Origin of the sequence: Streptomyces apricus (genome assembly GCF_008369065.1) — a bacterium.
In the GTDB taxonomy this organism is placed as follows: Bacteria; Actinomycetota; Actinomycetes; order Streptomycetales; family Streptomycetaceae; genus Streptomyces; species Streptomyces apricus.
Map to the genome: position 1 here is coordinate 270,570 of NZ_VDFC01000075.1, position 24,513 is coordinate 295,082.

The window sequence follows — 24,513 nt, forward strand, 5'->3', positions numbered from 1 at the left end:
ACGCATCCACTTTACGGACGCCTCGCCCAGGACGGGAGTCTTCCGCCCGGGAGGGCTGGTCCACCTGCCTTCCGAGGGGGCCGGCCCGCCGGGTCAGCGCCCGAAGCTCGCCAGTTTCGCCCGGAGCTGCAGGACCGACTTGGTGTGGATCTGGCTGACGCGGCTCTCCGTCACCCCGAGCACATGGCCGATCTCGGCGAGGGTGAGCCCCTCGTAGTAGTAGAGGGTGACCACCGTCTTCTCCCGCTCGGGCAGCGTGTTGATGGCCCGCGCCAGGAAACGCCGCAGCTCACGGTCCTCGGCGACCTCCACGGGGTTGTCGGCCGCGGTGTCCTCAAGGGTGTCCATCAGGCTCAGCCGGTTGCCGCCCTCACCGCCGACGTGCAGCAGCTCCTCCAGGGCCACGACGTTGGCCAGCGACAGCTGGCCGAACACCGCGTGCAGCTCCTCGACCGCGATCCCCATCTCGGCGGCCACCTCGACCTCGGACGGGGTGCGCCGCAGCCGCGCCTCCAGCGTCGCGTAGGCCCGCTCGACGTTGCGGGCCTTCTGCCGCACGGACCGGGGGATCCAGTCCAGCGCGCGCAGCTCGTCGATCATCGCGCCCCGGATCCGGGTGATCGCGTACGTCTCGAACTTGATCTCCCGCCCGATGTCGAACTTCTCGATGGCGTCGATCAGCCCGAACACGCCCGAGGAGACGAAGTCGGCCTGCTCCACGTTGGGCGGCAGCCCCACGCTCACCCGGCCCGCCACGTACTTCACCAGCGGTGAGTAGTGCAGGATCAGCTGCTCGCGCAGCCGCCCGTCGCCTGTCGCCTTGTACGACCTCCACAGCTCGTCGAGCGTCGAGGGGGCGGGCGGCCTCCCGCCGCCTCGGGCAGCGGGGGGAACGGCCGCCCGGTCAGACCCGGAGGTGTGCTGGGGCATGCGTCGCCTTGTGCCGTTCTGCAGTGAACTGGTCGTAACTGCGTGAGCTGTCGGTCTGATGTCGAGTTGCCTGTCTGAGTCGGAATCCATGCGAGCGTAGCGTGACTGGAGAGTCGCAGTGTGCGAACAGGGGTGGACTCACCGTGCGCAGATACGTTCCGCTCGGGGTCCCGCGAGGGCCTGGCCGTCGCCGTGCGTGACCGCCAGGAGGCGTCAACTCCGGGAAACTCCAAGGAGTTCGGGGAGTCCCCCGGACGGCCGAACACGCTCGGTCAGCGGCGCCCCCGGTCCGTGCCGACGGACACAACGGCCTGGCGTGTCAACTTCCAGCCGTCGCCGTGTCGTTCCACGAAGCCAAGTGAGCGGAGTTCGTACAGTCTCGCGACCGCGTCGTCCTCGCTCGTCCCGGCGCCTTCGGCGATCTCCCGCGGTGACACCGCCTCCTGGGCCGGCAGCGCGGCCAGCACCCGGGCGGCCGCCGGTTCCAGCAGGTCGCGCGGCAGTACGGGCCCGCGCCTGGCAGGCGCCAGCTCGCCCATGTCACCGACCAGCTCGGCCACTTCCGCGGCGTCGGTGACCAGCACCGCCTCCCCGCGCAGCAGTTCGTGCACCCCTGCCGAGAGGCCGCTGGTGGCCGGGCCGGGTACCCCCATCGTGAACCTGCCCAGCCGCTGCGCGGCCCGGGCGGTCACCAACGCGCCGCTGCGGTGGGCCGCCTCCACCACCACCGTGCCGCGCGTCAGCGCCGCGATGACCCGGTTGCGCAGGATGAACCTGCTCGGTGTCGGATGATCGCCCGGCGGCAACTCGCCGACCACCAGGCCCTGTTCGGCGATCCTGTCGATCAACCGGGTGTGCCCCGGCGGATAGGGTCGGTCGACGCCGCAGGCGAGCACGGCGACGGTGGCACCGCCCGCCCCGAGCGCGCCGCGGTGGGCGGCCCCGTCCACTCCGTAGGCGCCTCCGGAGACCACGACCCAGCCCCGCTCCGCGAGCCCGGCGCCCAGCGTGGACGCCATGTGGGCGCCGTACTCGGTGCAGGCCCGGGCCCCCACGACCGCGACGGAGCGAAGGGCCCACATCCGCAGGCTGGGCAGCCCGCGCACCCACAGCCCGACCGGTCCGGCGTCCCCCAGGTCGTCCAGCTGGGCGGGCCACTCGGCGTCGCCCGGGCACACGAACCGCGTCCCCGACTCCCGCGCCACAGCCAGGTCCCGCCGTGGGTCGGCCCGGTCGGCACGGGCCCGCAGACCCGTCCACCGGGTGTCCGTCACACCGGGCAGCCGCTCTCCGTGCCCGGTGAGGCACCGGGCCACCTCTCCCGCTCCCCGCTCCCGGAGCCACCGCCCGCAGATCTCGTCCCCGGGCTCGACGACACGGGCCAGCAGAGCCCGGTGGAGCCGCTCCCCGTCCCTGTCGCCGTCCCCCTCCCCGACCACGACGCTCACGAGGGCGCCCCGATCGCCATCGGCACCCCGCGCGGGACCCCGGTGCGCAGCTGCAGCGCGAGCGTCACGTCCGCCGCCCCGGGGCGGTCCCGGCCGGCGAGGTCCGCGACGGTCCAGGCGACCCGCAGCACGCGGTCGAGCCCCCGGGCGGTGAGCACGCCGCGCTCCAGGCTGCGCTCCGCGTCGTCCATGGCGCCCGGGGACGCGTACCACCGGCTGCGCAGCTCGCGGCCCGGGACCTCGCTGTTCGTGCGCCAGGGAGTGTCCGTCAGACGGGCGGCGGCCCGCTCCCTGGCCGCCCGGACCCGGTCGGCGACCGTCTCGGTGGACTCGCCCCGCGCGCCCCGCTCCGTCAGCTGGGAACGGGTGACGCGGTCCACCTCGACCCGCAGGTCGACGCGGTCGAGCAGCGGCCCGGAGAGCCGGGCCTGGTAGCGGCGGATCGCGGAGGGCGAGCACTCGCACAGGGTGTCCCGCTGGGAGAAGCGGCCGCAGGGGCAGGGGTTGACCGCGAGCACCATCAGGAACCGTGCCGGGAAGCGCACCACACCGGCGCTGCGCGCGATCACCACGTGCCCCGACTCCAGGGGCTGGCGCAGCGCGTCGAGGGCGTGGCTGCTGAACTCGGGGGTCTCGTCGAGGAACAGCACGCCCCGGTGGGCGAGGGAGACCGCGCCGGGACGTGCCACGCCCTGGCCTCCGCCCACCAGGGCCTGCATGGTCGCCGAGTGGTGCGGGGCGCAGTAGGGGGCGACGTCGACCAGGGGTTTGCCGGGCGGCAGGAGCCCGGCGACCGAGTGGACGGCCGTGACCTCCAAGGACTCCTGACGGGCGAGCCGCGGCAGGATGGCGGGCAGCCGCTCGGCGAGCATCGTCTTGCCGGCGCCCGGCGGGCCCTCCAGGAACAGGTGGTGGCCGCCGGCCGCGGCGACCTCCACCGCGGTCCGTGCCGAGAGCTGGCCGACGACGTCGGAGAGGTCGTGCCCGTGGTCGTACTGCGCGGCTCCCACGCCGTGCATGCCGGTGGCCGCGCCGGTGCCCGGCATCCGCAGGCCCGCCAGCGGATCGGTCCGGCCCTGCTCGTCCGGGTCCTCGTCGGGCACGGGTTCGTCGGTGAGGACGGCGATGAGCTGCCGCAGGCTGCGGACGCCGAGCACGGAGACGCCCGGCACCAGGGACGCCTCGGCGGCGGCGCACTCCGGCACCACCACCTGCTCGTACCCGGCGTCGGCCGCGGCCAGCACGGCCGGCAACACGCCCCGGACGGGCCGGACCCGCCCGTCCAGGCCCAGCTCGCCGATCATCACGATGTCGGAGAGCACCCGCGGGTCGATGCGCTCGGAGGCGCCCAGCGCGGCGCAGGCGATGGCCAGGTCGAACCCGCTGCCGCCCTTGGGCACCGAGGCGGGGCTGAGGCCCACCGTGAGCTTCTTCTGCGGCCACTCGCCGCCCGAGTTGACCACGGCCGCCCTGACCCGGTCCTTGCTCTCCGTCAGGCTCTTGTCGGGCAGCCCCACCAGGGTGAAGGCCGCGACCCCCGGCTCCAGGTCCGCCTGGACCTCGACGACGACGCCGTCCACTCCCACGAGGGCCACCGAGCACGTACGCGCGAAGCCCATCAGGCCACCCCTCGCACGTGCTCCACGACGGGGGCGCCGCGGTCGGGCAGCACCACGCCCACGACGTCGATGCGGACGCCGCCGGGCGGGGCCCCTCCGTGCTCCTGCAGCCAGCGCTCCGCGAGGCCGCGCAGCCGCCGGGCCTTGACGGGGGTCACGGCGGCCATCGGGTGCTCGAAGGCCCCGGCGCGGCGGGTCTTGACCTCGCAGACCACCAGGGCGTCACCGTCCCGGGCCACGATGTCGATCTCGCCGGTCCTGCCCGCGCGCCAGTTGCGCCGCAGGACCGTCATGCCGGTCTCGGTCAGCCGCCGTACGGCCAGGTCCTCGCCGTACCTGCCGAGCGCATTGCGCGCCTTGGACGCCGTGGGCGCGTCGGATGCCTTGGATGTATTCATGTCGGCACCACCTCCGGCGCCAACAGTGGACCCGTCCGGGTCAGCTATTGGATCTTGGTGGACGGCCGCCCGTATGTGGACAACTCAGTCACCCACACGAGTGACGACCACCGCGCCCCGCCACCACGTCCCCACCGCATCCCCGCCGCGCCCCTAGCTGCTCGGCAGCTCCAGATCGCTCTTGTTCAGCTCCTCGATGTTCACATCCTTGAACGTCAGGACACGCACCTGCTTCACGAACCGAGCGGGTCGGTACATGTCCCACACCCAGGCATCCGCCATGGACACCTCGAAAAACACCTCACCCTGGACCGAGTGCACCTGCATCTCGTAGTCGTTGGTGAGGTAGAAGCGCCGTTCGGTCTCGATCACGTATTTGAACAGACCGACGACATCGCGGTACTCCCGGTAGAGCTTCAGCTCCATCTCGGTCTCGTACTTTTCGAGGTCCTCGGCGCTCATGGCATGTTCCCCTTCAGCCGTGCGTCCCCCTATTGTGCGCCAGCCACGCGAGCCCCTAGACGATTTCCGTGTCGAGGGTCTCGGGCCTGACCGGGGGCCCGTCGTCGAGCAGCCTGCGCAGCAGCTCGGCGAGTCTGGTCGGATACACCGTCTCATGTGCCCGGTGAAGTTCCCGGCACGTCCACCAGCGCGCTCCGGCGACACTGCGCCGTTCCAGCTCGGTCAGCCCCCTGGGCTCGGTCGCCGTCCGGGTCGTACGCCCCAGGTAGTACCACTCGTCCTGGTCCCAGCGGCGTCCCGCGAAGGGGAAGGAACAGGTCCGCCGCCACAGGACCGGACCCAGCTCCACCTCGGTGATGCCGGTCTCCTCCTCCAGCTCCCGCAGCGCGGCCTCTTCCCGCGTCTCGTCGCCCTCCACCCCGCCGCCCGGCGTGAACCACCAGTCGTCCGACGGGTCGTCGGGTTCGTGCCCGTGCAGCAGCAGGATGCGGTCCTGCGGGTCCAGCAGGACCACCCGGGCGACCCTGCGCAGCTCACCGAGACCACCGGACGACGCGGGCACGTCCGGACCGTCGGGCGACGGGAGCGCACTCGGTCCGTCGGACGACGGGAGCGCACCCGCCCCCTCAGAGCTGGCCTGCGCCGCAGAGTCCTCAGCCGCCGGCAAGAGCCCGCTCCCTCGTCCCCGGGCGGCCCCGCCGGCGTCCCGCCCGCTTGGCGACCGGCCCGTACGCGGCCCCGCCGAGGACCAGCACCGCGCCCGCCACGACGGCCGCGAGGACCAGCCGCAGGGGCCCCGGTTCGGAGGTCGCGCCGAGTTCCTCGAAGCCGGTGGGGCGGGCCAGCATGCCGTCCATGGGCCAGGCCACCGCGTCGACGCGCGCGGTCACCGCGCTGCGCGGCACCGTGCCGTTGCCGGCCTCCGTCAGGTGGGCGGTGGAGTCCAGGGAGCCGCTGCGCTCGTCGCCGAGCAGGAAAAGCCGGCCCTCGGGGACCTTGATGGAGGGGATCGTGGACGACTCGGCCGCGCTGCCCTCCGGCAGGTACGGCTCGTCGATCTTCTTGCCGTTCACCGTCAGCTTGTCCTGTGTGCAGCAGGCGACCGTGTCCCCGCCGACGGCGACGACCCGCTTCACCATGGGGAGGTCGCCCCAGCTGGCCTGCTTGAAGACGACGACGTCACCGCGCTCGACCTCGGAGCCGTCGATCCGCTCGGCGAGCACCCGGTCGCCGCCCGCGATGGTCGGCGCCATCGAGTCGGTCGGCACGGTGTAGGGCTGGTAGACGACGGCTCCCCAGGCGAACCCGCCGAGGAAGAGCACACAGCCGAGGGCCACGGCCAGCCCCGACAGCTTGCTGCCGAGCCGTCCGTGGCCCTCGCCCGTACGACCTGTCCCGCTCATCCCAGTGCTCCCCACATCGGAGAATCGACCTCGCGGCCCGGGTCGGGGCCGCGGAAGATCGGCGTCTGGGACGGCACCCTACCCGGCGGTACGCGACCCAGAAACCCTGGTGTCACCAGCGGTGAGGCGACGCCTGCGCCACAGCACCAGCGGCACCGCGCCCGCGAGTCCGAGCGCGCCCGGAGCGGCTGCACTCAGGTTCTGGTCGAAGGTGTCCGGCACCGGGAGCGTCGACCAGCGGGTGGGCGGCCAGGCGACGACGACCGCGCGGCCCACGACGTTCCCGACGGGCACGAAGCCCTTGTGCTCGTCCTGCTGGTGGTAGCGGGAGTCGAGCGAGTTCTGGCGGTGGTCGCCCATGACCCAGATTTTGCCTTCGGGAACCTTCACCTTGAACTGGCCGCCGCCGTCGTCCATGCTGCAGGGCGTGTTGCCCGGGTACACGTACGGCTCGTTCAGCGCCTTGCCGTTGACCCTGAGCGGGCCGGTGTCCTTGCACTCGACGGTGTCGCCGCCGACGCCGATGACGCGCTTGATGAGGTCCTTCTCCTCGGCGGAGGGCATCAGGCCGATCCAGCTCAGGGCCGTCTGGAGCACGTTCGGCTCCGACGTGGGCTCGCCCGCCAGCCACTTGTCCGGGTCGTGGAAGACGACCACCTCGCCGCGCTCCGGCTCCGAGCCGAACCACGGGGTCAGCTTGTCGACGAGGACGCGGTCACCCTGCTGAAGGGTGTTCTGCATCGAGTCCGAGGGGATCGAGAACGCCTGCACCAGGAAGGTCTTGATCAGCAGCGCGAGCACCAGCGCGATGCCGATGAGCAGCGGCAGTTCCTTCCAGAAGGACCGCTGCTTCTTCGGAGCCGGGGCGGCACCGTCGGCGTCACCGGCCGGCTCGTCCCCGCCCCCGTGGCCACCGGAGCCCTCTGCGGGGGGTACGTCGTCCCCCGCGGCCGGGGGGACCGGCTCCTCGGGTCGTCCCGGCCGCTCCTCGGATCGCCCGGGCCGCTCTTCGGGGCCCTCGTGTCCGGATCGTGCGCCGACCGCCAAATCCCCCACATCCACTCCTCACTCCGTGCCGCCGCCTGCGCCGGATACGACGCAGGCCCACCACTCCCATAACGAGCGGGAGTTCCGCAGGAGTCGGGAGCGGGACCGATCCGTATCGATCCGCGGTGGCCACCCTATGCGACGTGTCGAGTGCGGTCGCCGCCCCGTTCGCCGCGTCGGGTACGGAGGCGTACGTGTCCGGCTCCTCCAGGCGGCTCCAGTGGCCGATGGGCCAGGCGATGACCATGGCGCGGCCCACGACGTCCTCGGAGATGGTGCCGTTGTACTTCTCGGTGCGGTGGAAACGGGAGTCGGCTGAGTTGGACCGGTGGTCGCCCATCACCCACAGGCGTCCCTCGGGCACCTTCACCGTGAAGACCAGGGAGGAGGGTTTGTCGCCCGGGTTGATGTACGGCTCGTCGAGCGGCATGCCGTTCACGGTCACGCGGCCCTGGGTGTCGCAGCACTTGACGGTGTCGCCGCCGACCGCGACGACCCGCTTGATCAGGTCCCGTTCGTTGTCGGAGGGCAGCAGGCCGATGAAGGTCAGCACCTCCTTGACCTGCTTGACGACGATGGGGTCGTCCGTCTTCGCCACCGGCTGCTCGTCCTCCAGCCAGCCGCCCGGGTCCTTGAACACGACGACGTCACCGCGCTCGGGCTTCGAGCCGAACCACGGCGTGAGCTTGTCGACCAGGACGCGGTCGCCGATCCGGATCGTCTGCTCCATGGAGCCCGAGGGGATCACGAAGGCCTGTACGAGGAACGTCTTCAGGACGAGTGCGATGAGCAGGGCGACGCCGATCAGGAGCGGGATCTCCTTGACCGCCGAGCGCTGTCTGCGCCGCTTGACCTTGCGGGCCAGCTTGCGGCGGTCGGCACGGCCGGGCATCACGGGGCCGCCGGTACGCCGGGAACCGGTGGGCAGGAGCTCCTCGGCGGCGCTGTGGGCGCCACGCGGCCTGCCGCGGTTACCCATGGACACCGTCCGCGCTCAGCCGCCCGTCCACAGCCGGTCCGCCACGGGTCGCCCCGTCCGCACCCGGCCCGCCACGGGTCCACCCGTCCGTACTCCCCGCGACCGGTCCCGCGGCCGCAGGCACGCGCGCGTAGCCGTCGGCGCGGCCGATGCGGGTCCAGTGGCCGAGGGGCCAGGCGATCCAGTCGGCCCTGCCGATCACCCCGCCGACCGGGATCATGCCGCCGCCCGGCGAACCGAGATGGTCGCGGGAGTCGCTCGAATCGCCGCGGTGGTCGCCGAGGACGAAGAGGGTGCCGTCGGGGACGACGACGTCGAAGGGCACCTCGGACGGCTCGTCCCCCGGGTACAGAAACGTCGACTCGTCGACGAGACGGCCGTTCACCTCGATCCTCCCCTGCCTGTCGCAGCAGACCACATGGTCTCCTCCCACGCCGACGACACGTTTGACGTAGTCGGCGTCACCGAAGTAACCGGTGCCGTCGAACACGACGACGTCACCGCGCCTCGGCTCAGCACCGAAACGGTACGCCAACTTATTTACGAGAACGCGGTCCCCGATCCTCAATCCGGGCTCCATCGAGCCGCTGGGAATCTGGAACGGCTGGATCACGAACCGGGTGAGCAGCAGCAGGGAGAGGAGGCAGAACAGCACGGTCAGGGTGATCCGCCCGCCCGGGACCCACTCGGCGGCCCGGGCCACCAACGCGGAACGCGACCGTTCCTCCGCCCCTGCGGTGTCCGAGGTCTCCTCGGGTACAGCGGGGTGGGAGGAGCGGTCGCGCTCCGTGTGCTGTGCTTCGGCGTCCATGTGGGCCAGATGCTATCCGGCCCTCATACGGACCCGGCGCGAGCTCAGTTGTCGCGCTTCTCCTTGATCTTCGCGGCCTTGCCGCGCAGCTCACGGAGGTAGTAGAGCTTCGCGCGACGGACGTCGCCGCGGGTCACGAGCTCGATCTTCTCGACGATCGGGGTGTGCACCGGGAACGTGCGCTCGACGCCGACGGAGAAGGAGACCTTGCGGACCGTGAAGGTCTCGCGGACACCGGCGCCCTGGCGGCGGATGACCACGCCCTTGAACTGCTGCACACGGGAGCGGTTGCCCTCGATGACGCGGACGTGCACGTTGACGGTGTCACCCGGGCGGAAGGCCGGGACGTCGCTGCGCAGCGACGCGGAGTCGACGGATTCGAGCAGGTTGGACATGATCGTCTGCTTTCTTCGCCGATGCCACAGGTCATCGACGGAAGTCGGTGGTGCCAGAAAGGGGGCTGTCCTCGCCTGGGCGGGCGTCGTGTCCCCCTGTGGCAGGGGCGCACGCCAACGACGTACAGCAGCCGCCTATTGTTCCACGGCGTCGGGCCTGCGCCCAAATCGGCCGTCGGGACCGGGCTGCCAGCCGAGGATGGAGAGCATCTCGCGGTCCTTCTTGTCGAAGGCGGCGGGGTCGCAGCGCTCGATGAGGTCCGGCCGGTTGGCGGTCGTGCGCCGCAGGGTCTCGTCCCGGCGCCAGCGGGCGATCTTGCCGTGGTGGCCGCTGAGCAGCACCTCCGGGATCTCCCGGCCGCGCCACTCGGGGGGCTTGGTGTAGACGGGCCCCTCCAGGAGGTTCGCCATCGCCCCCGGTGCGAACGAGTCGTCGCGGTGCGACTCGGCGTTGCCGAGGACGCCCGGCAGCAGCCGGGCCACGGCCTCCGTGACGACGAGGACGGCCGCCTCGCCGCCGGCCAGCACGTAGTCGCCGATGGAGACCTCGTGGACGGGCATGCGGGTCGCGTACTCGTCGACGACCCGGCGGTCGATGCCCTCGTAGCGGGCGGGCGTGAAGACCAGCCAGGGGCGCTCGGAGAGCTCGACGGCCAGTTCCTGGGTGAAGGGGCGGCCGCTGGGGGTGGGGACGACCAGGACGGGCCCCCGGGAGCCGGCCTCGTAGCCGTCCGCGAGGACGGAGTCCAGGGCGTCGCCCCAGGGGTCCGTCTTCATGACCATGCCGGGGCCGCCGCCGTAGGGGGTGTCGTCGACCGTGTTGTGCCGGTCGTGGGTCCACTCCCGCAGGTCGTGCACGTGCACGTCCAGCTGTCCGCGCGCGCGTGCCTTCCCCACCAGGGAGACGTTCAGCGGGTCCAGGTACTCGGGGAAGATCGTGACGACGTCGAGCCGCATCAGACGCCGCTCCCGCCGGAGGAGGCGTCGCTCTCCGCCTCCGCGGAGGGTGCGTCGTCCTCCCGGGAGGACGCGATCTCCGCCCTGTCGTCGATCAGCCCGGGCGGCGGGTCGATGACGGCCCGCTGCTCCGCCAGGTCGATCTCGGTGACGATCTCCTCGACGAACGGGATCAGCAGCTCGGTCCCGTCGGGCCGCTCGACCACGAAGAGGTCCTGCGAGGGCAGGTGCGAGATCTCGGTGATCCGGCCGACCTCGGTGCCGTCCGCCAGGACGACGTCCAGGTCCATGAGCTGGTGGTCGTAGTACTCGTCCGGGTCCTCCGGCGTCTCGTCGGGGTCCACGTCGGCGATCAGCAGGGTGTTGCGCAGCGCCTCGGCGCCGTTGCGGTCGCGCACGCCCGCGAAGCGCAGCAGGAGGCGGCCGCTGTGCMCCCGCCCCGTCTCGATGGTCAGCGGACCGGCCGAGGCGGGGTCCGTGGCCAGGACCGCACCGGGCGCGAGCCGCAGTTCCGGCTCGTCGGTGCGTACCTCGACGGTGACCTCGCCCTTGATGCCGTGGGCGCGGCCCACCCGCGCGACTACCAGCTGCACTTGCCTGCTCTCCTGTCGTGTGTCCGCGGCTCGTGCGCCCACGGCGTCACCGCGTGGACGCCTGGTGGACGACTACGGGCCGGGGACGGCCAGTGGCCCTCCCCGGCCCGAGCCGGTGTTACGTGTACGTCAGCGGACGTGGTCCACGTCGACGAGGTCGACGCGGACACCGCGACCGCCGATGGCGCCCACGACGGTGCGCAGGGCGCGCGCGGTGCGGCCGTTGCGGCCGATCACCTTGCCGAGGTCGTCCGGGTGCACCCGGACCTCCAGGACGCGTCCGCGGCGCAGGTCGCGCGAGGCGACCTGGACCTCGTCCGGGTTGTCGACGATGCCCTTCACGAGGTGCTCAAGCGCCTCCTCAAGCACGGTCAGGCCTCGGTCGACGCGGACTCGGCGGCGGCCTCGTCCTTCTTCTCAGCCTTCTTCTTCTGGGTGATGGCCTCACCCTTGCCCTCGTCGTCGCCGCCCAGGGCGTCGAACGAGGGGCGCGTGGCCTTCGGCTCCGCGACGAGCAGCGGGGCCGGGGCGGGCTCGCCCTTGTACTTCTGCCAGTCGCCGGTCAGCTTGAGGATGGCGAGGACGGGCTCGGTCGGCTGCGCGCCGACACCCAGCCAGTACTGCGCACGCTCGGAGTCGACCTCGATGCGCGAGGGGTTCTGCACCGGGTGGTACAGGCCGATCTCCTCGATGGCCCGGCCGTCACGGCGGGTACGGGAGTCGGCGACGACGATGCGGTAGTGAGGCGAACGGATCTTGCCCAGACGCTTCAGCTTGATCTTGACTGCCACGGGAGTGGTCTCTCCTGGTCTTGACGTGGTTGGGCACGGCAGGATCGCCGCGTGGGGTTGCGGCACCCGAGTGCCCGATGGACGCGCCAGCCGGAGGAGAGAGGGGTCCTGTGCGGCTGCGAGTACAGCTGGCCATTCTGCCACACCCGGACGGGCGCATCGACCCGGGTGCCCCTGGGCAGGCGTGGGCCGGACCGCGGCGTCGCCGGGTCCGGCACCGGTACTGCCGTTGCTGCCGGTGGGGGTGGGCCGCCGTTCGAGCCGGCACCCACGAAGTGCCGCCGCGCTCCCGCGCACCACCCCTGCGGCAGGACGTCCCGCCGCTGCGTCGGCCGCCGCTCAGCCCGCCGCCGCGCCGACCACCTCCGGGATGCGGAACGGCTTCCCGCACCCTCCGCACACGATCGGCGCCTGCGCGAGGACCGACGGGACGACGCGGACGTTGCGGCCGCAGTCGCAGACCGCCTTCACGCGCACGCCTCCTCCGGAGGAGCCGTGCCGGGCGGCCGGACCGCGGAAGCTCTGGGCCGTGTCGGCGGCGGTCGCGACCGTGTGCGCCTTGAGGGCGCGCTGGAGTCTCTCGATCGTCGGGCGGTAACGCCGCTTCGCCTCGGGGTTGAGCGTGACCAGGGAGAAGCCGCTGCTGGGATGCGGTTCCTCCGGATGGTCCAGGCCCAGCTCCTCGGCGATCGCGAGGAATCTGCGGTTGTGGTACCGGCCGGCGCGGGAGGTGTCGCGGACCCCTCGCGCGGCGGCGATGCCGTGGACTGCCTCATGGAGCAGTCGTTCGAAGGAGAGTTCGTGTCCGCAGGCGGACGACGACTCCCCGATCAGGGACTCTGGCGCGGCAAGATCGGGCAGCTCGGGGTGGTGCCGCTGAATGTCGGCCCACGCCCCTGCCAGCTCTGCGGCGAGAACAGGTGGTGTCGTGCTCACGTAATGACAACGAGCCGGGGTGCCTCTGTGTTCCTATTCCGGGGCATCCCAAATATTTTGCACGTACCCGTCAGTTGCCGCTCATGCGTCCTGACGAGGGCGGGTGCGCTGATCTGCGGAGAAGCCTCACAGTTCGCACCCAGCCGGTACGTAGCACCACGTACGCCGCGCCGCGTAGGCGCCGTCCGCGGGCCGGGGCGGCTGGTGCCGCCGGATGCGCAAGGGGTGTTTCGGTCCTTCTCGCGGCGGAATCCCGGGGCCCGGTGGGCGCGGGTCACGGCGTTGACGTTACCGCGTGCGGGACGGCCCCGGGCACCGACCCGGCCTCCTGCGGCAGACACCGTACGGTCCCCCGCGCACGCCGGCTGACGCGCTCGCCGCCGTCGGCGGGATCCCGGCCTCCTCGCGCACGCTGACCTTGGCCGGAACCGGATCGCCCCCTCCGGGACCCGGGGCGGCCACCCACACAGGACCCGGGAGCCCCGCCCGTACGGGGTCCGGGCGGGCCGGCGCCCGGGCGTCCGCAACCCGCTGTCATCGCCGCGGGACGCGATCCGGCCATCCCTCCCGCCGGGGCCGGGCGACGGGCGGGTGCCCGCGTGATGACCGCCCGGTGGGGGCACATGTTGCCGGTATGTGAATTCTCACGGCGTGCGCGAACGGTACGCAAACCGGGCCCCATTACCCCTGGACGCCACGACGAGCGCGGAGTTTCCTGGCATACGGGGGGAGTGCGAGCGCACTGCACGGGGGTGGAGAAACGGGTCACACAAGCAACTCTCGGCGGATTGGGGCACATTCGATGACACCTACGCTCGTGCGGCAGCACCTACCTCACTCGGGGGCCAGGCCCCGGATTGACCAGTGGGCACGCGCGCGTGACTGGGCCGAGATCCAGGAGCGGATGCTGGTACCGCTCTACGAGGCCGTCTACGAGCGACTCGAAGTGGGCCCTTCGACCAGGCTGTTGGGGCTCGGCTGCGGGTCCGGCCTGGCGCTGCTGATGGCGGCGTCGCGGGGTGCCTCGGTCACCGGACTGCAGGCGCACGCGCCGGAGCGGCTGGCCCTCGCGCGGGAGCGCTTGTCGACCGAGGCGCGCGGCGCGCGTGCGCCGGGCGACGCGCGGCTCACGGACGGGGAGCCGGCGGACATCGGCAGGCCGGCGGAGGCCGGGTACAACCTGGTGACCGCCTTCGAGCCGGTCGGATGCGTGGCCGGCGACTCCGAAGGGCTGGCCGGGGCGCTCGCGGCGGCGGTGCCGCTCGTCGGCAGCGGAACCCCCGTGGTCCTGGCGGGCTGGGGGCCTCCGGAGCGGTGCGCCACGTCCTCGGTCCTCCGGGTCGCCACCAAGCTGGCGGACCGGCTGCGGGGCCAGGGGAGCTGGCGTCCGGCGCTGCGGGACGATCTGGAGGACGTCGCCGAGCGGGCCGGGCTGCGGCCCGACGGGTCCGGCCGGGTCGCGTGCCCCTTCGGGTACGCGGACACGGACAACGCCGTGCGCGGGCTGCTGTCGACGGGGTTCTTCGACGCGGCGGTCGCCGCCACGGATCGGGTCCAGGTCGACAAGGAGGTGCGGGAGGCCCTGCATCCGTACGCCCGGCGGGACGGGACGGTGTGGATGCCGAACGTCTTCCGCTACCTGATCGCCCGGACGGCCTGAATGGTCTGAACGGTCTGAACGGCCCCGTACGCACACACGGACGGGCCGATCCTCTCGGCCCGTCCGGTGCGCGTGGACTCGGGAGTCCTGGGCTCAGCCCATGAACTTCTTGAACTCGTCGGGCAGTTCGAAGTTCTGCGGCTGCTGGCCGCCCGGCAGGCCGAACGCGCCGCCCGCCTGGCCCGCCGCCTCGCGCCGGGCCGCGGCCTCCTCCTCCTGCTGCTTGCGCTTCATCGGGTTGCCGGAGCGCTGCTTGCCCTTGGCCTTCTTGGGCTGCTTCTTCGACCGGCCGGGCCCGCCGCCCATGCCCGGGATGCCGGGCATCCCCGGCATGCCGCCACCCTGGGCCATGCGGGACATCATCTTGCGGGCCTCGAAGAACCGCTCGACCAGACCCTTGACCGCGCTGACGTCGACGCCGGAGCCCTTGGCGATACGGGCCCGCCGCGAGCCGTTGATGATCGTCGGCTCCTGGCGCTCGGCCGGGGTCATCGACTTGATGATCGCGGCCGTGCGGTCGACGTCGCGCTCGTCGAGGTTGTTGATCTGGTCCTTGATCTGGCCCATGCCGGGCAGCATGCCGAGCAGCTTGGAGATGGAGCCCATCTTCCTGACCTGCTCCATCTGGGCCAGGAAGTCGTCGAGCGTGAAGTCCTGGCCCTTCTTGGAGGCCAGCTTCGAGGCCATGGCCTCGGCCTCCTGCTGCGAGAAGGTCTGCTCGGCCTTCTCGATCAGCGTGAGCACGTCGCCCATGCCGAGGATGCGGGACGCCATGCGGTCCGGGTGGAACGCGTCGAAGTCGTCCAGCTTCTCGCCGTTGGAGGCGAACATGACCTGGCGGCCGGTGACGTGCGCGATGGACAGCGCTGCACCGCCGCGGGCGTCGCCGTCGAGCTTGGACAGGACCACGCCGTCGAAGCCGACGCCGTCGCGGAAGGCCTCCGCGGTGTTGACCGCGTCCTGGCCGACCATGGCATCGACGACGAAGAGGATCTCGTCGGGCGAGACCGCGTCACGGATGTCCGCGGCCTGCTGCATCAGTTCCTGGTCGATGCCGAGGCGGCCCGCGGTGTCGACGATGACGACGTCGTACTGCTTCTGCTTGGCGTACTCGACGGAGTCCTTGGCGACCTGGACCGGGTCGCCGACGCCGTTGCCCGGCTGGGGCGCGTAGACGCCGACGCCCGCGCGCTCGGCGACGACGCTGAGCTGGTTGACCGCGTTCGGGCGCTGGAGGTCGCAGGCCACGAGCAGCGGCGCGTGGCCCTGGCCCTGCAGCCACTTGCCGAGCTTTCCGGCGAGCGTGGTCTTACCGGCGCCCTGGAGACCCGCGAGCATGATCACGGTCGGGGGCTGCTTGGCGAAGCGCAGCCGCCGGGTCTCGCCGCCGAGGATGCCGACGAGCTCCTCGTTGACGATCTTGATGACCTGCTGGGCGGGGTTGAGCGCCTGGGAAACCTCGGCCCCGAGGGCCCTCTCCTTGACCTGCTTGATGAAGGCCCGGACGACCGGCAGCGCGACGTCCGCTTCCAGCAGGGCGATACGGATCTCGCGCGCGGTGGCGTCGATGTCCGCCTCGGACAGGCGCCCCTTGCCGCGAAGGTTCTTGAATGTCGCTGCGAGGCGATCGGAGAGAGTGTCGAACACGGCGGTCGCGAGTCCTCAAGTAGGGGGCAGGGGGGCAGGTCCGCCCTCCAGGGTATCCGCCCGCGCCAGGAAGGGTCTCCACCCCGTCGCGGGCTTCCCTCCCTCACTCCCGCAACGTGTCCTCCAGGGCCCGCGCCAGCGTGGCCGCCTGCTGCCCCGGCAGCGGGTCCCCCTCGGGTCCCGTCACGTAGAACGCGTCCACCGCGTTGGCGCCCAGCGTGGAGACGTGCGCGCTGCGCACCCGCACCTGCGCGTGCTCAAGGGCCCGTCCGATCCGGTGCAGCAGCCCCGGTGCGTCGTGGGCGCGCACCTCGATGACGGTGGCGAGCCGCGACGCGGCCGGGGCCACGGTCACCCGCGCGGGCGGCGCCACGATGCCCCGCCGGCGCGGATAGGCGGCGTCCCGTTCGGCCAGCCGCCCGGCGATGTCCAGCGACCCGTCGAGCGCGCGGACGAGGTCGGCGCGCAGCCGGGCCGCCTGCGGCAAAGATCCGTACTCGGCGGCGACCCGCCAGTCGAGGAGCAGGACGGAGCCGGGGACTCCGTCGGGCAGTTCCAGCGCCCGCAGCTCCGCCGTCCGCACGGTGAGCCGGTGCACGGCGAGGACGCCCGCCACCGCCGGCAGGACGCCCTTCTGGTCCGGCACCGCGACGAGCAGTTCCACCCCGAGGGGTTCCGGTTCCCCCGGCGGCTCCGCCTCGGACCCCACGGCGGGCGGTTCGGCCTGGGCGCGCAGCGCGAGCACGGGGCCGCCGGTGCGCAGCGCCTCGATGGCGAGCCGTTCCTGTTCGGCGGTGGGCGCCGCGGCCTCGGGCTCCTCCGGGTCGTCCCCGGCGAGCGCGGCGGAGACCCGCTTGACCAGGTCGGCGACGAGGGAGGCGCGCCAGGAGGACCAGGCGGCGGGCCCGGTGGCCAGCGCGTCCGCCTCGGTGAGCGCGTGCAGCAGTTCCAGCGTGCCCTGCGAGCCGACCGCCTCCGCGACCAGGCGTACGGTCGCGGGATCCTCCAGGTCGCGCCGGGTCGCCGTCTCGACGAGCAGCAGGTGGTGGCGCACGAGCGTGGCGAGGGTCGCCACGTCCGTGCGGTCGAAGCCGACGCGGGCCGCCACGTCCCGCGCGATGGTCTCGCCGGCCACCGAGTGGTCGCCGGGCCAGCCCTTGCCGATGTCGTGCAGCAGGGCGGCGACCAGCAGGAGGTCGGGGCGGTGGACGCGCCGGGTGAACTCGGCGGCCCGCACCGCCGTCTCGATCAGGTGGCGGTCGACGGTCCAGATGTGGACGGCGTTGCGCTGCSGCCGGCAGCGCACGCGCGCCCAGTCGGGCAGCAGCCCGGTGATCAGCCCCTCCGCCTCCAGGGCCTCCCAGACCTCGATGGTGGAAGGACCCGAGCCGAGCAGGGTGACGAGCTGCTGGCGCGCTTCGGCGGGCCACGGCGTGGGCAGCGGGCGGGCCGCGGCGGCCATCCGCCGCACGGCGTGCAGCGAGAGCGGCAGGCCCGCCTGGGCGGCCGCGGCGGCGGCGCGCAGCGGCAGGACGGGGTGGCGAGGACGACCTCGCCGTCCTGCTCGACGACGCCCTCGGCCAGCGGGGAGCGCTCGGGAGCGGGTTTGCCGCCGCCCAGCATGGCGCGCAGGCGCGGCCGCACGGCGCGCGAACGCAGCACGCGCGCCACCTCGCGCCAGGTGACGTCGCTGGCGTACGAGATGACGCGGGCGGCCTCGTACACCTGGCGCAGCAGGGTGTCGGCGTCCAGCAGGCCGAGTTCCGCGGCGACCTGGTCCTGCTCCTGGAGCGCGAGGCGGTCGGTGGCGCGGCCGGTGGCCAGGTGCAGGGCGTCGCGGACGTCGAGGAGGCGCCTGCGGGCGTCGGCGAGGCCTTCGCGCGGGGCGTCGGCGAGCCAGGAGGCGGCGACGGCGCGCAGCGCGGTGGCGTCGCGCAGGCCGCCGCGGGCCTCCTTGAGGTCGGGTTCGAGGAGGTACTGCAGTTCTCCCTGGCGCTCGGCGCGCGCGGCGCACAGCTCCTGGAGTTCGGGCAGGCGCTTGGGGGCCTGGTTGCGCCAGTCGGCGAGGACGGCCGTACGCAGTCCGGCGGTGAGGCCGAGGTCGCCGGCGAGGTGGCGGGCGTCGAGCAGCCCGAGCTGCACCTTGAGGTCCTCGCCGGCCGTCCGGCGCGCCTCGGCGGGCGTGCGCACGGAGTGGTCCAGGTCGAGGCCGAGGTCCCAGACCGGGTACCAGATGCGGTCGGCGAGGGCGGCCACCGCGCCGCTGTCGGCGCTGCCGTCGTGCAGGAGCAGCAGGTCGAGGTCGCTGCGCGGGGAGAGTTCGCCGCGTCCGTAGCCGCCGACGGCGACGAGTGAGACGCCGCGCAGTTTCTCCGCGCCCGCGTCGAAGAGACCGGAGAGCCAGTCGTCGGTCAGTCCGGCGAGGGCCGTACGGCGCGGCGGCCCGGACCGCGCCCCCTCCTGGAGGAGGCGCAGCCGGGCCGCCGCGTAGCCGCTGGGTCCCGAGTCCTCTGCTTCCGCACGCATGTCCGTACTCGTCACCCAGTGGCTCCTGTTCGTCTGCTGACTACAGCGCGTCGGGTCCGCGCTCGCCGGTCCGGACCCGGACCGCCGTGTCGACCGGCACGGACCAGACCTTGCCGTCCCCGATCTTGCCGGTGCGGGCCGCCTTCACGATGACGTCGAGCAGCTGCTCGGCGTCGTCGTCCTCGACCAGTACCTCGATACGGATCTTGGGAACGAGGTCGACGGTGTACTCGGCACCGCGGTAGACCTCGGTGTGGCCCCGCTGACGACCGTAGCCGCTCGCCTCGGTGACCGTGAGGCCGTGGACGCCGAAGGCCTGGAGGGCCTCCTTGATCTCGTCGAGCCGGTGGGGCTTGACGACGGCGGTAATGAGCTTCATGCGTCCACCTTCTTGCTCGCGGTGCCGGCGACCGGGGCGGGGGCCGCGGTCCGGGCGGCGGCGCCGCCGCCGGCACCGCTGAAGTCGTATGCGGTCTCGGCGTGCTCGGCCTGGTCGATGCCGGCGATCTCGTCGTCCTCGGTGACGCGCATCCCTATGGTCTTGTCGATCAGGAAGGCGAGCACCGCGGAGGCCACGAGGGAGTAGGCGAGGACACCGAAGACACCGGCGCACTGCTTCCAGAACTGGTCGAGGCCGCCGCCGTAGAAGAGGCCCGCGGCGTCGGACTGGCCGCCGCCGGTGGCGAAGAAGCCGATCAGCAGGGAGCCGGCGACACCGCCGACGAGGTGGACGCCGACGACGTCGAGCGAGTCGTCGTAGCCGAACTTGTACTTGAGGCCGACGGCCATGGCGCAGAGCACACCGGCGATGGCGCCGACGGCGATCGCGCCGAGCGGGGAGACGGCGCCGCCGGACGGGGTGATGGCGACCAGGCCGGCGACCGCGCCGGAGGCCGCGCCGAGGGTGGTGAACGCGCCGTGGCGGATCTTCTCGTAGGCGAGCCAGGCCAGCATGGCGGCGGCGGTGGCGATCTGCGTGTTGACGAACATCAGCGCGCCGACGCCGTCGTCGTTGCCGAGCCAGGAGCCGGCGTTGAACCCGAACCAGCCGAACCACAGCAGACCGGCGCCGAGCATCACCAGCGGCAGGCTGTGCGGGCGCATCGGGTCCTTCTTGAAGCCGATGCGCTTGCCGATCACGAGGATCACACCGAGCGCCGCGGCGCCCGCGTTGATGTGGACCGCCGTACCGCCGGCGAAGTCGATGACGCCGAGCTCGAAGGCCCAGCCGCCGGCGCCCCAGACCCAGTGGGCGACCGGGAAGTACACGACCGTGGCCCACAGGGCGATGAACAGCGACCAGGCCGTGAACTTCACGCGGTCCGCGAGGGCGCCGCTGATCAGGGCGGGCGTGATGATCGCGAACATCAGCTGGAAGACGGCGAAGACGTAGATCGGGATGGTGTAACCGTCCCAGAGCTCCACCTTGCCGATGCCGCTGAAGCCGACGAAGTCCGAGGACCAGCCGATGATGCTGCCCGAGTCGGTGCCGAAGGCGAGCGAGAAGCCGTAGAGGACCCACAGGATCGTGACGATCCCCATGCTGATGAAGCTCATCATCAGCATGTTCAGGGTGCTCTTGACCCGGACCATGCCTCCGTAGAAGAAGGCGAGACCGGGAGTCATGATCAGCACCAGGGCGGAGCAGATGAGCATGAAGCCGGTGTTGGCGGCAGACAGCGTGGGAGCGTCTGCGGCAAGCGTGATGGCTGGTGCCATCGGCGTCTCCTCGTCGTTGGTACGGCCCCGTGCGGGCGAAGCCATGAGCGGTTGTGAGGGGTGGGCCGGTTATGTGCCAGAGATTGGCGCAGCGCGGTTTCGACCGGCGCCCCCGGATGTTTCGCCCGGGTGACGAAGAGGACGTGCGTGTTACGCGTCGATGAACCGCCGGATGCCGACGGTTCCGATCGTTATCGTGGCGCAACCTTCCCGAAGGGCCTTCGGAGGGACTGGCCCTCACGAGCCCGAGCCGTCAATTGAGCAACCCCGACGGCGCCCGGCCACCTACGCGAAAGCGGCGCCGGTTCAGGCGCAAAAGACGCAACCGGCCGCGGCCGTCCGTCCGATGACCTGGCATGGGGGAGCCGAGTCGGGCTGTTATGGACGGCGGTCGCGGCCGGCGTTCTGGGGGTCAGACCGCTTCGGCGGTCTCGGGCAGGTCGACGGCGAGCTGCTCGGTCAGTTCCACCACTTCGGCGAGATCGCCGAAGTCGCGGACGGCCGTGTCGACGGTTTTTCGGATACGAGTGTTGACCCGCTCGGAGCGCACCTTCTTGGCGATCGTGAGGGCCTTGCGCACCAGGACCGCGCTCTGCTCGGGCTCGCGGCGCAGCAGGTGGACCGTGCCCATGCCGACGAGGTTGAGCGCGTACGAACGCTGGTGCTCGGCGTCCTTCTCGAAGAGGTCGACGGCCTTCTGCATGACGGGGTCGGCGAGCGAGGCGTACGTGGGGCTGCGGCCCGCCACGTAGGCGAGGTCGCGGTAGGAGTGGGAGTTCTCGCCGTGCAGCTCGGCCTCGGAGAAGAAGCGGATCCAGTCGGGCTCGGGCTCGTCGAACTCCAGGGCGTCACCGAAGGTGTCCTCCGCCATCCGGACGGCGCGCTTGCACTTGCCGGGCTGCCCCATGTTGGCGTAGGCGCGGGCCTCCATCGCATACAGCATGGACTGGGTGCGCGGGCTCGCGCAGTCACGGCTGCCGTACTGGGCGAGGTGGATCAGTTCCAGCGCGTCGTCGGGCCGGCCGAGGTGGATCATCTGGCGGCTCATGCTGGAGAGGATGTACGCGCCCAGCGGCCGGTCGGCGGCCTCCTTGGCGGCGTGCAGGGCGAGGACGAAGTACTTCTGGGCGGTGGGCTGGAGCCCCACGTCGTAGCTCATCCAGCCGGCCAGCTCGGCCAGTTCGGCGGCGACCTTGAACAGCCGCCTGGTGGTCGACTCGGGCTGGGGCTCCTGGAGCAGGTCGGTCACCTCGTGCAGTTGGCCGACGACGGCCTTGCGGCGCAGGCCGCCGCCGCACTGGGCGTCCCACTGGCGGAACATGACGGTGGTGGACTCCAGCAGGTCCAGCTCGGGCTGGGAGAGCCGGCCGGGCCGCCGGGAGGCGGCGGCGGAGAGCGGGGACTCCTCGCGCGGGGTGGTGGGGCTGGGCACCAGCCAGCGCTGCATGGGCTCGATGAGGGTGGGGCCCGCGGAGAGGACCAGGGACGCGCCGAGGAAGCCGCGCCGGGCCAGCATCAGGTCGCTGCGCGAGAACTCGCTGATCAGGGCGACCGTCTGAGGGCCGGTCCAGGGCAGGTCGACGCCCGACACGGACGGTGCCTGGTGCGCGGTGCGCAGGCCGAGGTCCTCGACGGCGACGGCGCAGCCGAAGCGCTCGGAGAACAGCTCGGAGAGGATGCGCGGGATGGGCTCGCGCGGGTTCTCCCCGTCGAGCCAGCGGCGTACGCGCGAGGTGTCGGTCGAGATGTGGGCGGCGCCCAGCTGGCGCGCTCTGCGGTTGACCTGCCGCGCCAGCTCGCCCTTGGACCAGCCGCTGCGCACGAACCACGAGCCCAACAGTTCATTGGGGCGCTTGTCCGTGCCGGTCGCGGTCCTCGCGCTTCCGCCGTTGCCGCCCACTGGAACGCCCCCATCCCTGAACCCACTTGTGCGCTGTGTGCGCCAAGCCCTACCAGAATGCCGGTAAACAGGGCCGCCCGTCCGCCCGTTCTCACCCGTCGAACGGGAAGACGGGTTGCCTCCGGCATACCCATGAGTGCATGCGTCCCCAGGACTCGTGCACTCACAGTAATCCTACGATCACTGCTCCAGCCATGGCGATCCCGGAAACGCCACCATTCGCCACCCCTTCGAATGAACTCGCATGGGCCACCGCGCGATTCACTTGACACATGACAGCTGCGAGTGGGCGCAGGGATGCGCGGCAGGGCGCACATGGCCCGACGCACCACCCGCGACACCACCGGGCGCCGCATGGACCGTGTTCCGCTGGGCATGGACCACGCACCACTGGGCACTGAGAGTTACTAGTTGATTCCGTGACGTAACCACGGGCGCACCGGACCCGTTGGAGGGGGCATGGGTTTCACGATCGGCGGTATCCGCGACATCCGGTCCGGCTCGCGTCGCCGCGGCCGCTCCTCGGAGTGCACCACCGTGGCCGAGTTCACCGGACTGTGGGGCTGGGACGTGGTGCCGGGTGCCCGGGCGGCCGCGGGGGTCTGCTCGTGCGGCCGCGACGCCTGCCCCGAACGCGGCGCGCATCCCCTGGACTTCGCGCCCGTCGTCCCGGCCGGCGCGACACTGGACGCGGTGACGCGCGCTTGGAGCGCGTTCCCCGGCGCCGCGGTGATGCTCCCCGTGGGCCGCGCCTTCGATGTCGTCGAGGTCGCCGAGTCCGCCGGCCGCCGGGCCCTGGTCCGGCTCGAACGCATGGGTCTGCCGCTGGGCCCGGTGAGCGTCACACCGGAGGGCAGGGCGCACTTCTTCGTCGCGCCCGGGGCGGCGGCCGCGCTGCCCGAACTGCTCTACCGCATGGGCTGGGACGACGCCGCGCTCGACCTGCACGGCCTGGGCCGGGGCTCGTACATCACGGCCCCGCCGTCCGACCGCGGCGGCCTCGGCCCGGTCAGGTGGCTGCGCTCCCCCGCCCTCGACTCGGCGACGAAACCGCCGGCCGCCCGGCTGCTGCTGGGGACGCTCGCGTACGTGGCGCACCGCTCCCGCGCGTAGGCCCGCCGCCACGGGCCGCGCGCGGGACGCGGGCTCCGCACGGAAGGGCCCCACTCCATCTGCACCATGGGGTGGTGCCCTTCCTCGCGCACACAGCGCACATGGCGCACGTACGGGTCGCGCGGGTTCTCGCCGCGCGCGTCGTCACTCTCCGATAAGGGCATCCACGAACGCCTCCGGCTCGAACGGGGCCAGGTCGTCCGCGCCCTCGCCCAGGCCGATGAGCTTGACGGGCACGCCCAGTTCGCGCTGGACGGCGATGACGATGCCGCCCTTGGCCGTGCCGTCGAGCTTGGTCAGGACGATGCCGGTGATGTCGACGACCTCGGCGAAGACGCGCGCCTGCACCAGGCCGTTCTGGCCGGTGGTGGCGTCCAGGACGAGCAGCACCTCGTCGAGCGGGGCGTGCTTCTCGACGACGCGCTTGACCTTGCCGAGCTCGTCCATGAGGCCGGTCTTGGTGTGCAGCCGGCCGGCCGTGTCGATGAGCACGACGTCGGCGCTCTCCTTGATGCCTTCCTTGACCGCGTCGAAGGCGATGGAAGCGGGGTCGCCGCCCTCGGGACCGCGTACGGTACGGGCGCCGACGCGCTCGCCCCAGGTCTGCAGCTGGTCGGCGGCGGCGGCCCGGAAGGTGTCGGCCGCGCCGAGCAGCACGTGCTTGCCGTCGGCGACGAGGACGCGCGCGAGCTTGCCGGTGGTGGTGGTCTTGCCGGTGCCGTTGACGCCGACGACCATCACGATGCCCGGGGTGTCCAGACCGGACTCGGTGTTCACGGTGCGGTCGAAGTCGGGCACGAGGAGGGTGAGCAGTTCCTCGCGCAGCAGGCCGCGCAGTTCCGCGGGCGTCCGGGTGCCGAGCACCCGCACGCGCTCGCGCAGCCGCTCGACCAGCTCCTGGGTGGGCTGCACGCCGACGTCGGCGGTGAGCAGCGTGTCCTCGATCTCCTCCCAGGTGTCGTCGTCGAGGTGCTCGCGCGAGAGGAGCGTGAGGAGCCCCTGGCCGAGCGCGTTCTGCGAACGGGACAGCCGGGCGCGCAGGCGCACCAGGCGGCCCGCCGTCGGCTCCGGGACCTCGACCGGCGGCGCCACGACGACCGGGGCGGTCGCCGAGGTGTCCGGAAGATCCACCTCCTCTATCGTGCGGCGCGGTTCGTCGCGCGGCGTCTCGGCCTCGTC

Annotated in this window: 22 protein-coding genes and 2 pseudogenes; 2 read left to right on the forward strand and 22 right to left on the reverse strand. The window is 72.2% G+C overall.

Going from position 1 to position 24,513, the window contains the following annotated elements:
• Positions 1-93: 93 nt before the first annotated feature.
• The 16 genes and pseudogenes from whiG to FGF04_RS34885 form a co-directional block, all read right to left on the reverse strand.
• Positions 94-930, reverse strand: coding sequence for an RNA polymerase sigma factor WhiG (gene whiG / locus FGF04_RS34810; protein WP_149515376.1), 837 nt, complete (start codon positions 928-930; stop codon positions 94-96).
• A 272-nt stretch (positions 931-1,202) separates the two neighbouring features.
• Positions 1,203-2,378, reverse strand: coding sequence for a DNA-processing protein DprA (gene dprA, locus FGF04_RS34815; protein ID WP_149515377.1), 1,176 nt, complete (start codon positions 2,376-2,378; stop codon positions 1,203-1,205).
• Positions 2,375-3,997, reverse strand: coding sequence for a YifB family Mg chelatase-like AAA ATPase (locus FGF04_RS34820; protein ID WP_149515378.1), 1,623 nt, complete (start codon positions 3,995-3,997; stop codon positions 2,375-2,377). The genes dprA and FGF04_RS34820 overlap by 4 nt, the downstream gene beginning before the upstream one ends.
• Positions 3,997-4,395 (reverse strand): YraN family protein, encoded by a 399-nt coding sequence (locus tag FGF04_RS34825; protein WP_149515379.1) that lies wholly within the window; start codon positions 4,393-4,395, stop codon positions 3,997-3,999. Before FGF04_RS34825 ends, FGF04_RS34820 begins: the two co-directional genes overlap by 1 nt.
• Before the next feature lie 153 nt (positions 4,396-4,548).
• Positions 4,549-4,857, reverse strand: a complete 309-nt coding sequence (locus FGF04_RS34830; RefSeq protein ID WP_055510545.1) for a DUF2469 domain-containing protein — start codon at positions 4,855-4,857, stop codon at positions 4,549-4,551.
• 55 nt (positions 4,858-4,912) lie between these two features.
• Entirely contained in the window at positions 4,913-5,419 is a 507-nt protein-coding gene (locus FGF04_RS34835) for an NUDIX hydrolase (protein WP_149515380.1), read from the reverse strand.
• Between the two features lie 91 nt (positions 5,420-5,510).
• Positions 5,511-6,260, reverse strand: a complete 750-nt coding sequence (gene lepB, locus FGF04_RS34840) for a signal peptidase I (protein WP_149515381.1) — start codon at positions 6,258-6,260, stop codon at positions 5,511-5,513.
• A 78-nt stretch (positions 6,261-6,338) separates the two neighbouring features.
• Entirely contained in the window at positions 6,339-7,316 is a 978-nt protein-coding gene (gene lepB / locus FGF04_RS34845; protein WP_149515382.1) for a signal peptidase I, read from the reverse strand.
• A 277-nt stretch (positions 7,317-7,593) separates the two neighbouring features.
• Positions 7,594-8,286, reverse strand: a pseudogene (gene lepB, locus FGF04_RS34850) (signal peptidase I); the annotation flags it as partial.
• Positions 8,279-9,097, reverse strand: a complete 819-nt coding sequence (gene lepB, locus FGF04_RS34855; protein WP_149515383.1) for a signal peptidase I — start codon at positions 9,095-9,097, stop codon at positions 8,279-8,281. The gene lepB (FGF04_RS34855) and the pseudogene lepB (FGF04_RS34850), both read right to left, overlap by 8 nt.
• A gap of 44 nt (positions 9,098-9,141) precedes the next feature.
• Positions 9,142-9,492 (reverse strand): 50S ribosomal protein L19, encoded by a 351-nt coding sequence (gene rplS / locus FGF04_RS34860; RefSeq protein WP_149515384.1) that lies wholly within the window; start codon positions 9,490-9,492, stop codon positions 9,142-9,144.
• Between the two features lie 135 nt (positions 9,493-9,627).
• On the reverse strand, positions 9,628-10,449 hold the full coding sequence (gene trmD, locus FGF04_RS34865; RefSeq protein WP_149515385.1) for a tRNA (guanosine(37)-N1)-methyltransferase TrmD: 822 nt from the start codon (positions 10,447-10,449) through the stop codon (positions 9,628-9,630).
• On the reverse strand, positions 10,449-11,042 hold the full coding sequence (rimM, locus tag FGF04_RS34870) for a ribosome maturation factor RimM (RefSeq protein WP_149515386.1): 594 nt from the start codon (positions 11,040-11,042) through the stop codon (positions 10,449-10,451). The genes trmD and rimM overlap by 1 nt, the downstream gene beginning before the upstream one ends.
• Positions 11,043-11,171: 129 nt before the next feature.
• On the reverse strand, positions 11,172-11,411 hold the full coding sequence (locus FGF04_RS34875; RefSeq protein WP_149515387.1) for an RNA-binding protein: 240 nt from the start codon (positions 11,409-11,411) through the stop codon (positions 11,172-11,174).
• 2 nt (positions 11,412-11,413) lie between these two features.
• Positions 11,414-11,833, reverse strand: a complete 420-nt coding sequence (gene rpsP, locus FGF04_RS34880) for a 30S ribosomal protein S16 (RefSeq protein WP_149515388.1) — start codon at positions 11,831-11,833, stop codon at positions 11,414-11,416.
• A 339-nt stretch (positions 11,834-12,172) separates the two neighbouring features.
• The gene (locus FGF04_RS34885) at positions 12,173-12,769 is read right to left on the reverse strand and encodes a hypothetical protein (RefSeq protein WP_149515389.1); all 597 of its coding nucleotides are present in this window, start codon (positions 12,767-12,769) and stop codon (positions 12,173-12,175) included.
• Positions 12,770-13,571: 802 nt separating this feature from the next.
• Between FGF04_RS34885 and FGF04_RS34890 the strand changes: the two genes are divergently transcribed.
• The gene (locus FGF04_RS34890) at positions 13,572-14,429 is read left to right on the forward strand and encodes an SAM-dependent methyltransferase (RefSeq protein WP_149515390.1); all 858 of its coding nucleotides are present in this window, start codon (positions 13,572-13,574) and stop codon (positions 14,427-14,429) included.
• Positions 14,430-14,522: 93 nt separating this feature from the next.
• Here the strand turns inward: FGF04_RS34890 and ffh are convergent, their stop codons facing one another.
• From ffh to nsdA, 5 genes and pseudogenes are all read right to left on the reverse strand, one after another.
• On the reverse strand, positions 14,523-16,076 hold the full coding sequence (gene ffh / locus FGF04_RS34895) for a signal recognition particle protein (RefSeq protein ID WP_149515391.1): 1,554 nt from the start codon (positions 16,074-16,076) through the stop codon (positions 14,523-14,525).
• A gap of 103 nt (positions 16,077-16,179) precedes the next feature.
• Positions 16,180-18,617, reverse strand: a pseudogene (locus FGF04_RS34900) ([protein-PII] uridylyltransferase).
• 25 nt (positions 18,618-18,642) lie between these two features.
• A complete protein-coding gene (locus tag FGF04_RS34905; RefSeq protein ID WP_143640660.1) occupies positions 18,643-18,981 on the reverse strand; it encodes a P-II family nitrogen regulator in 339 nt (112 codons plus the stop codon).
• Positions 18,978-20,321 (reverse strand): ammonium transporter, encoded by a 1,344-nt coding sequence (locus FGF04_RS34910; protein WP_149515392.1) that lies wholly within the window; start codon positions 20,319-20,321, stop codon positions 18,978-18,980. The genes FGF04_RS34905 and FGF04_RS34910 overlap by 4 nt, the downstream gene beginning before the upstream one ends.
• A gap of 412 nt (positions 20,322-20,733) precedes the next feature.
• Complete coding sequence (gene nsdA / locus FGF04_RS34915) at positions 20,734-22,221, reverse strand: transcriptional repressor NsdA (RefSeq protein WP_149515393.1); 1,488 nt, start codon at positions 22,219-22,221, stop codon at positions 20,734-20,736.
• A gap of 459 nt (positions 22,222-22,680) precedes the next feature.
• On the opposite strand from nsdA, the gene FGF04_RS34920 reads away from it, so the two are divergent.
• Positions 22,681-23,334 (forward strand): bifunctional DNA primase/polymerase, encoded by a 654-nt coding sequence (locus FGF04_RS34920; RefSeq protein ID WP_149515394.1) that lies wholly within the window; start codon positions 22,681-22,683, stop codon positions 23,332-23,334.
• A 144-nt stretch (positions 23,335-23,478) separates the two neighbouring features.
• Here FGF04_RS34920 and ftsY read toward each other — a convergent pair.
• Positions 23,479-24,513 (reverse strand): signal recognition particle-docking protein FtsY (gene ftsY / locus FGF04_RS34925; RefSeq protein WP_149515462.1); only part of this gene is annotated, 1,035 nt, incomplete at its 5' end.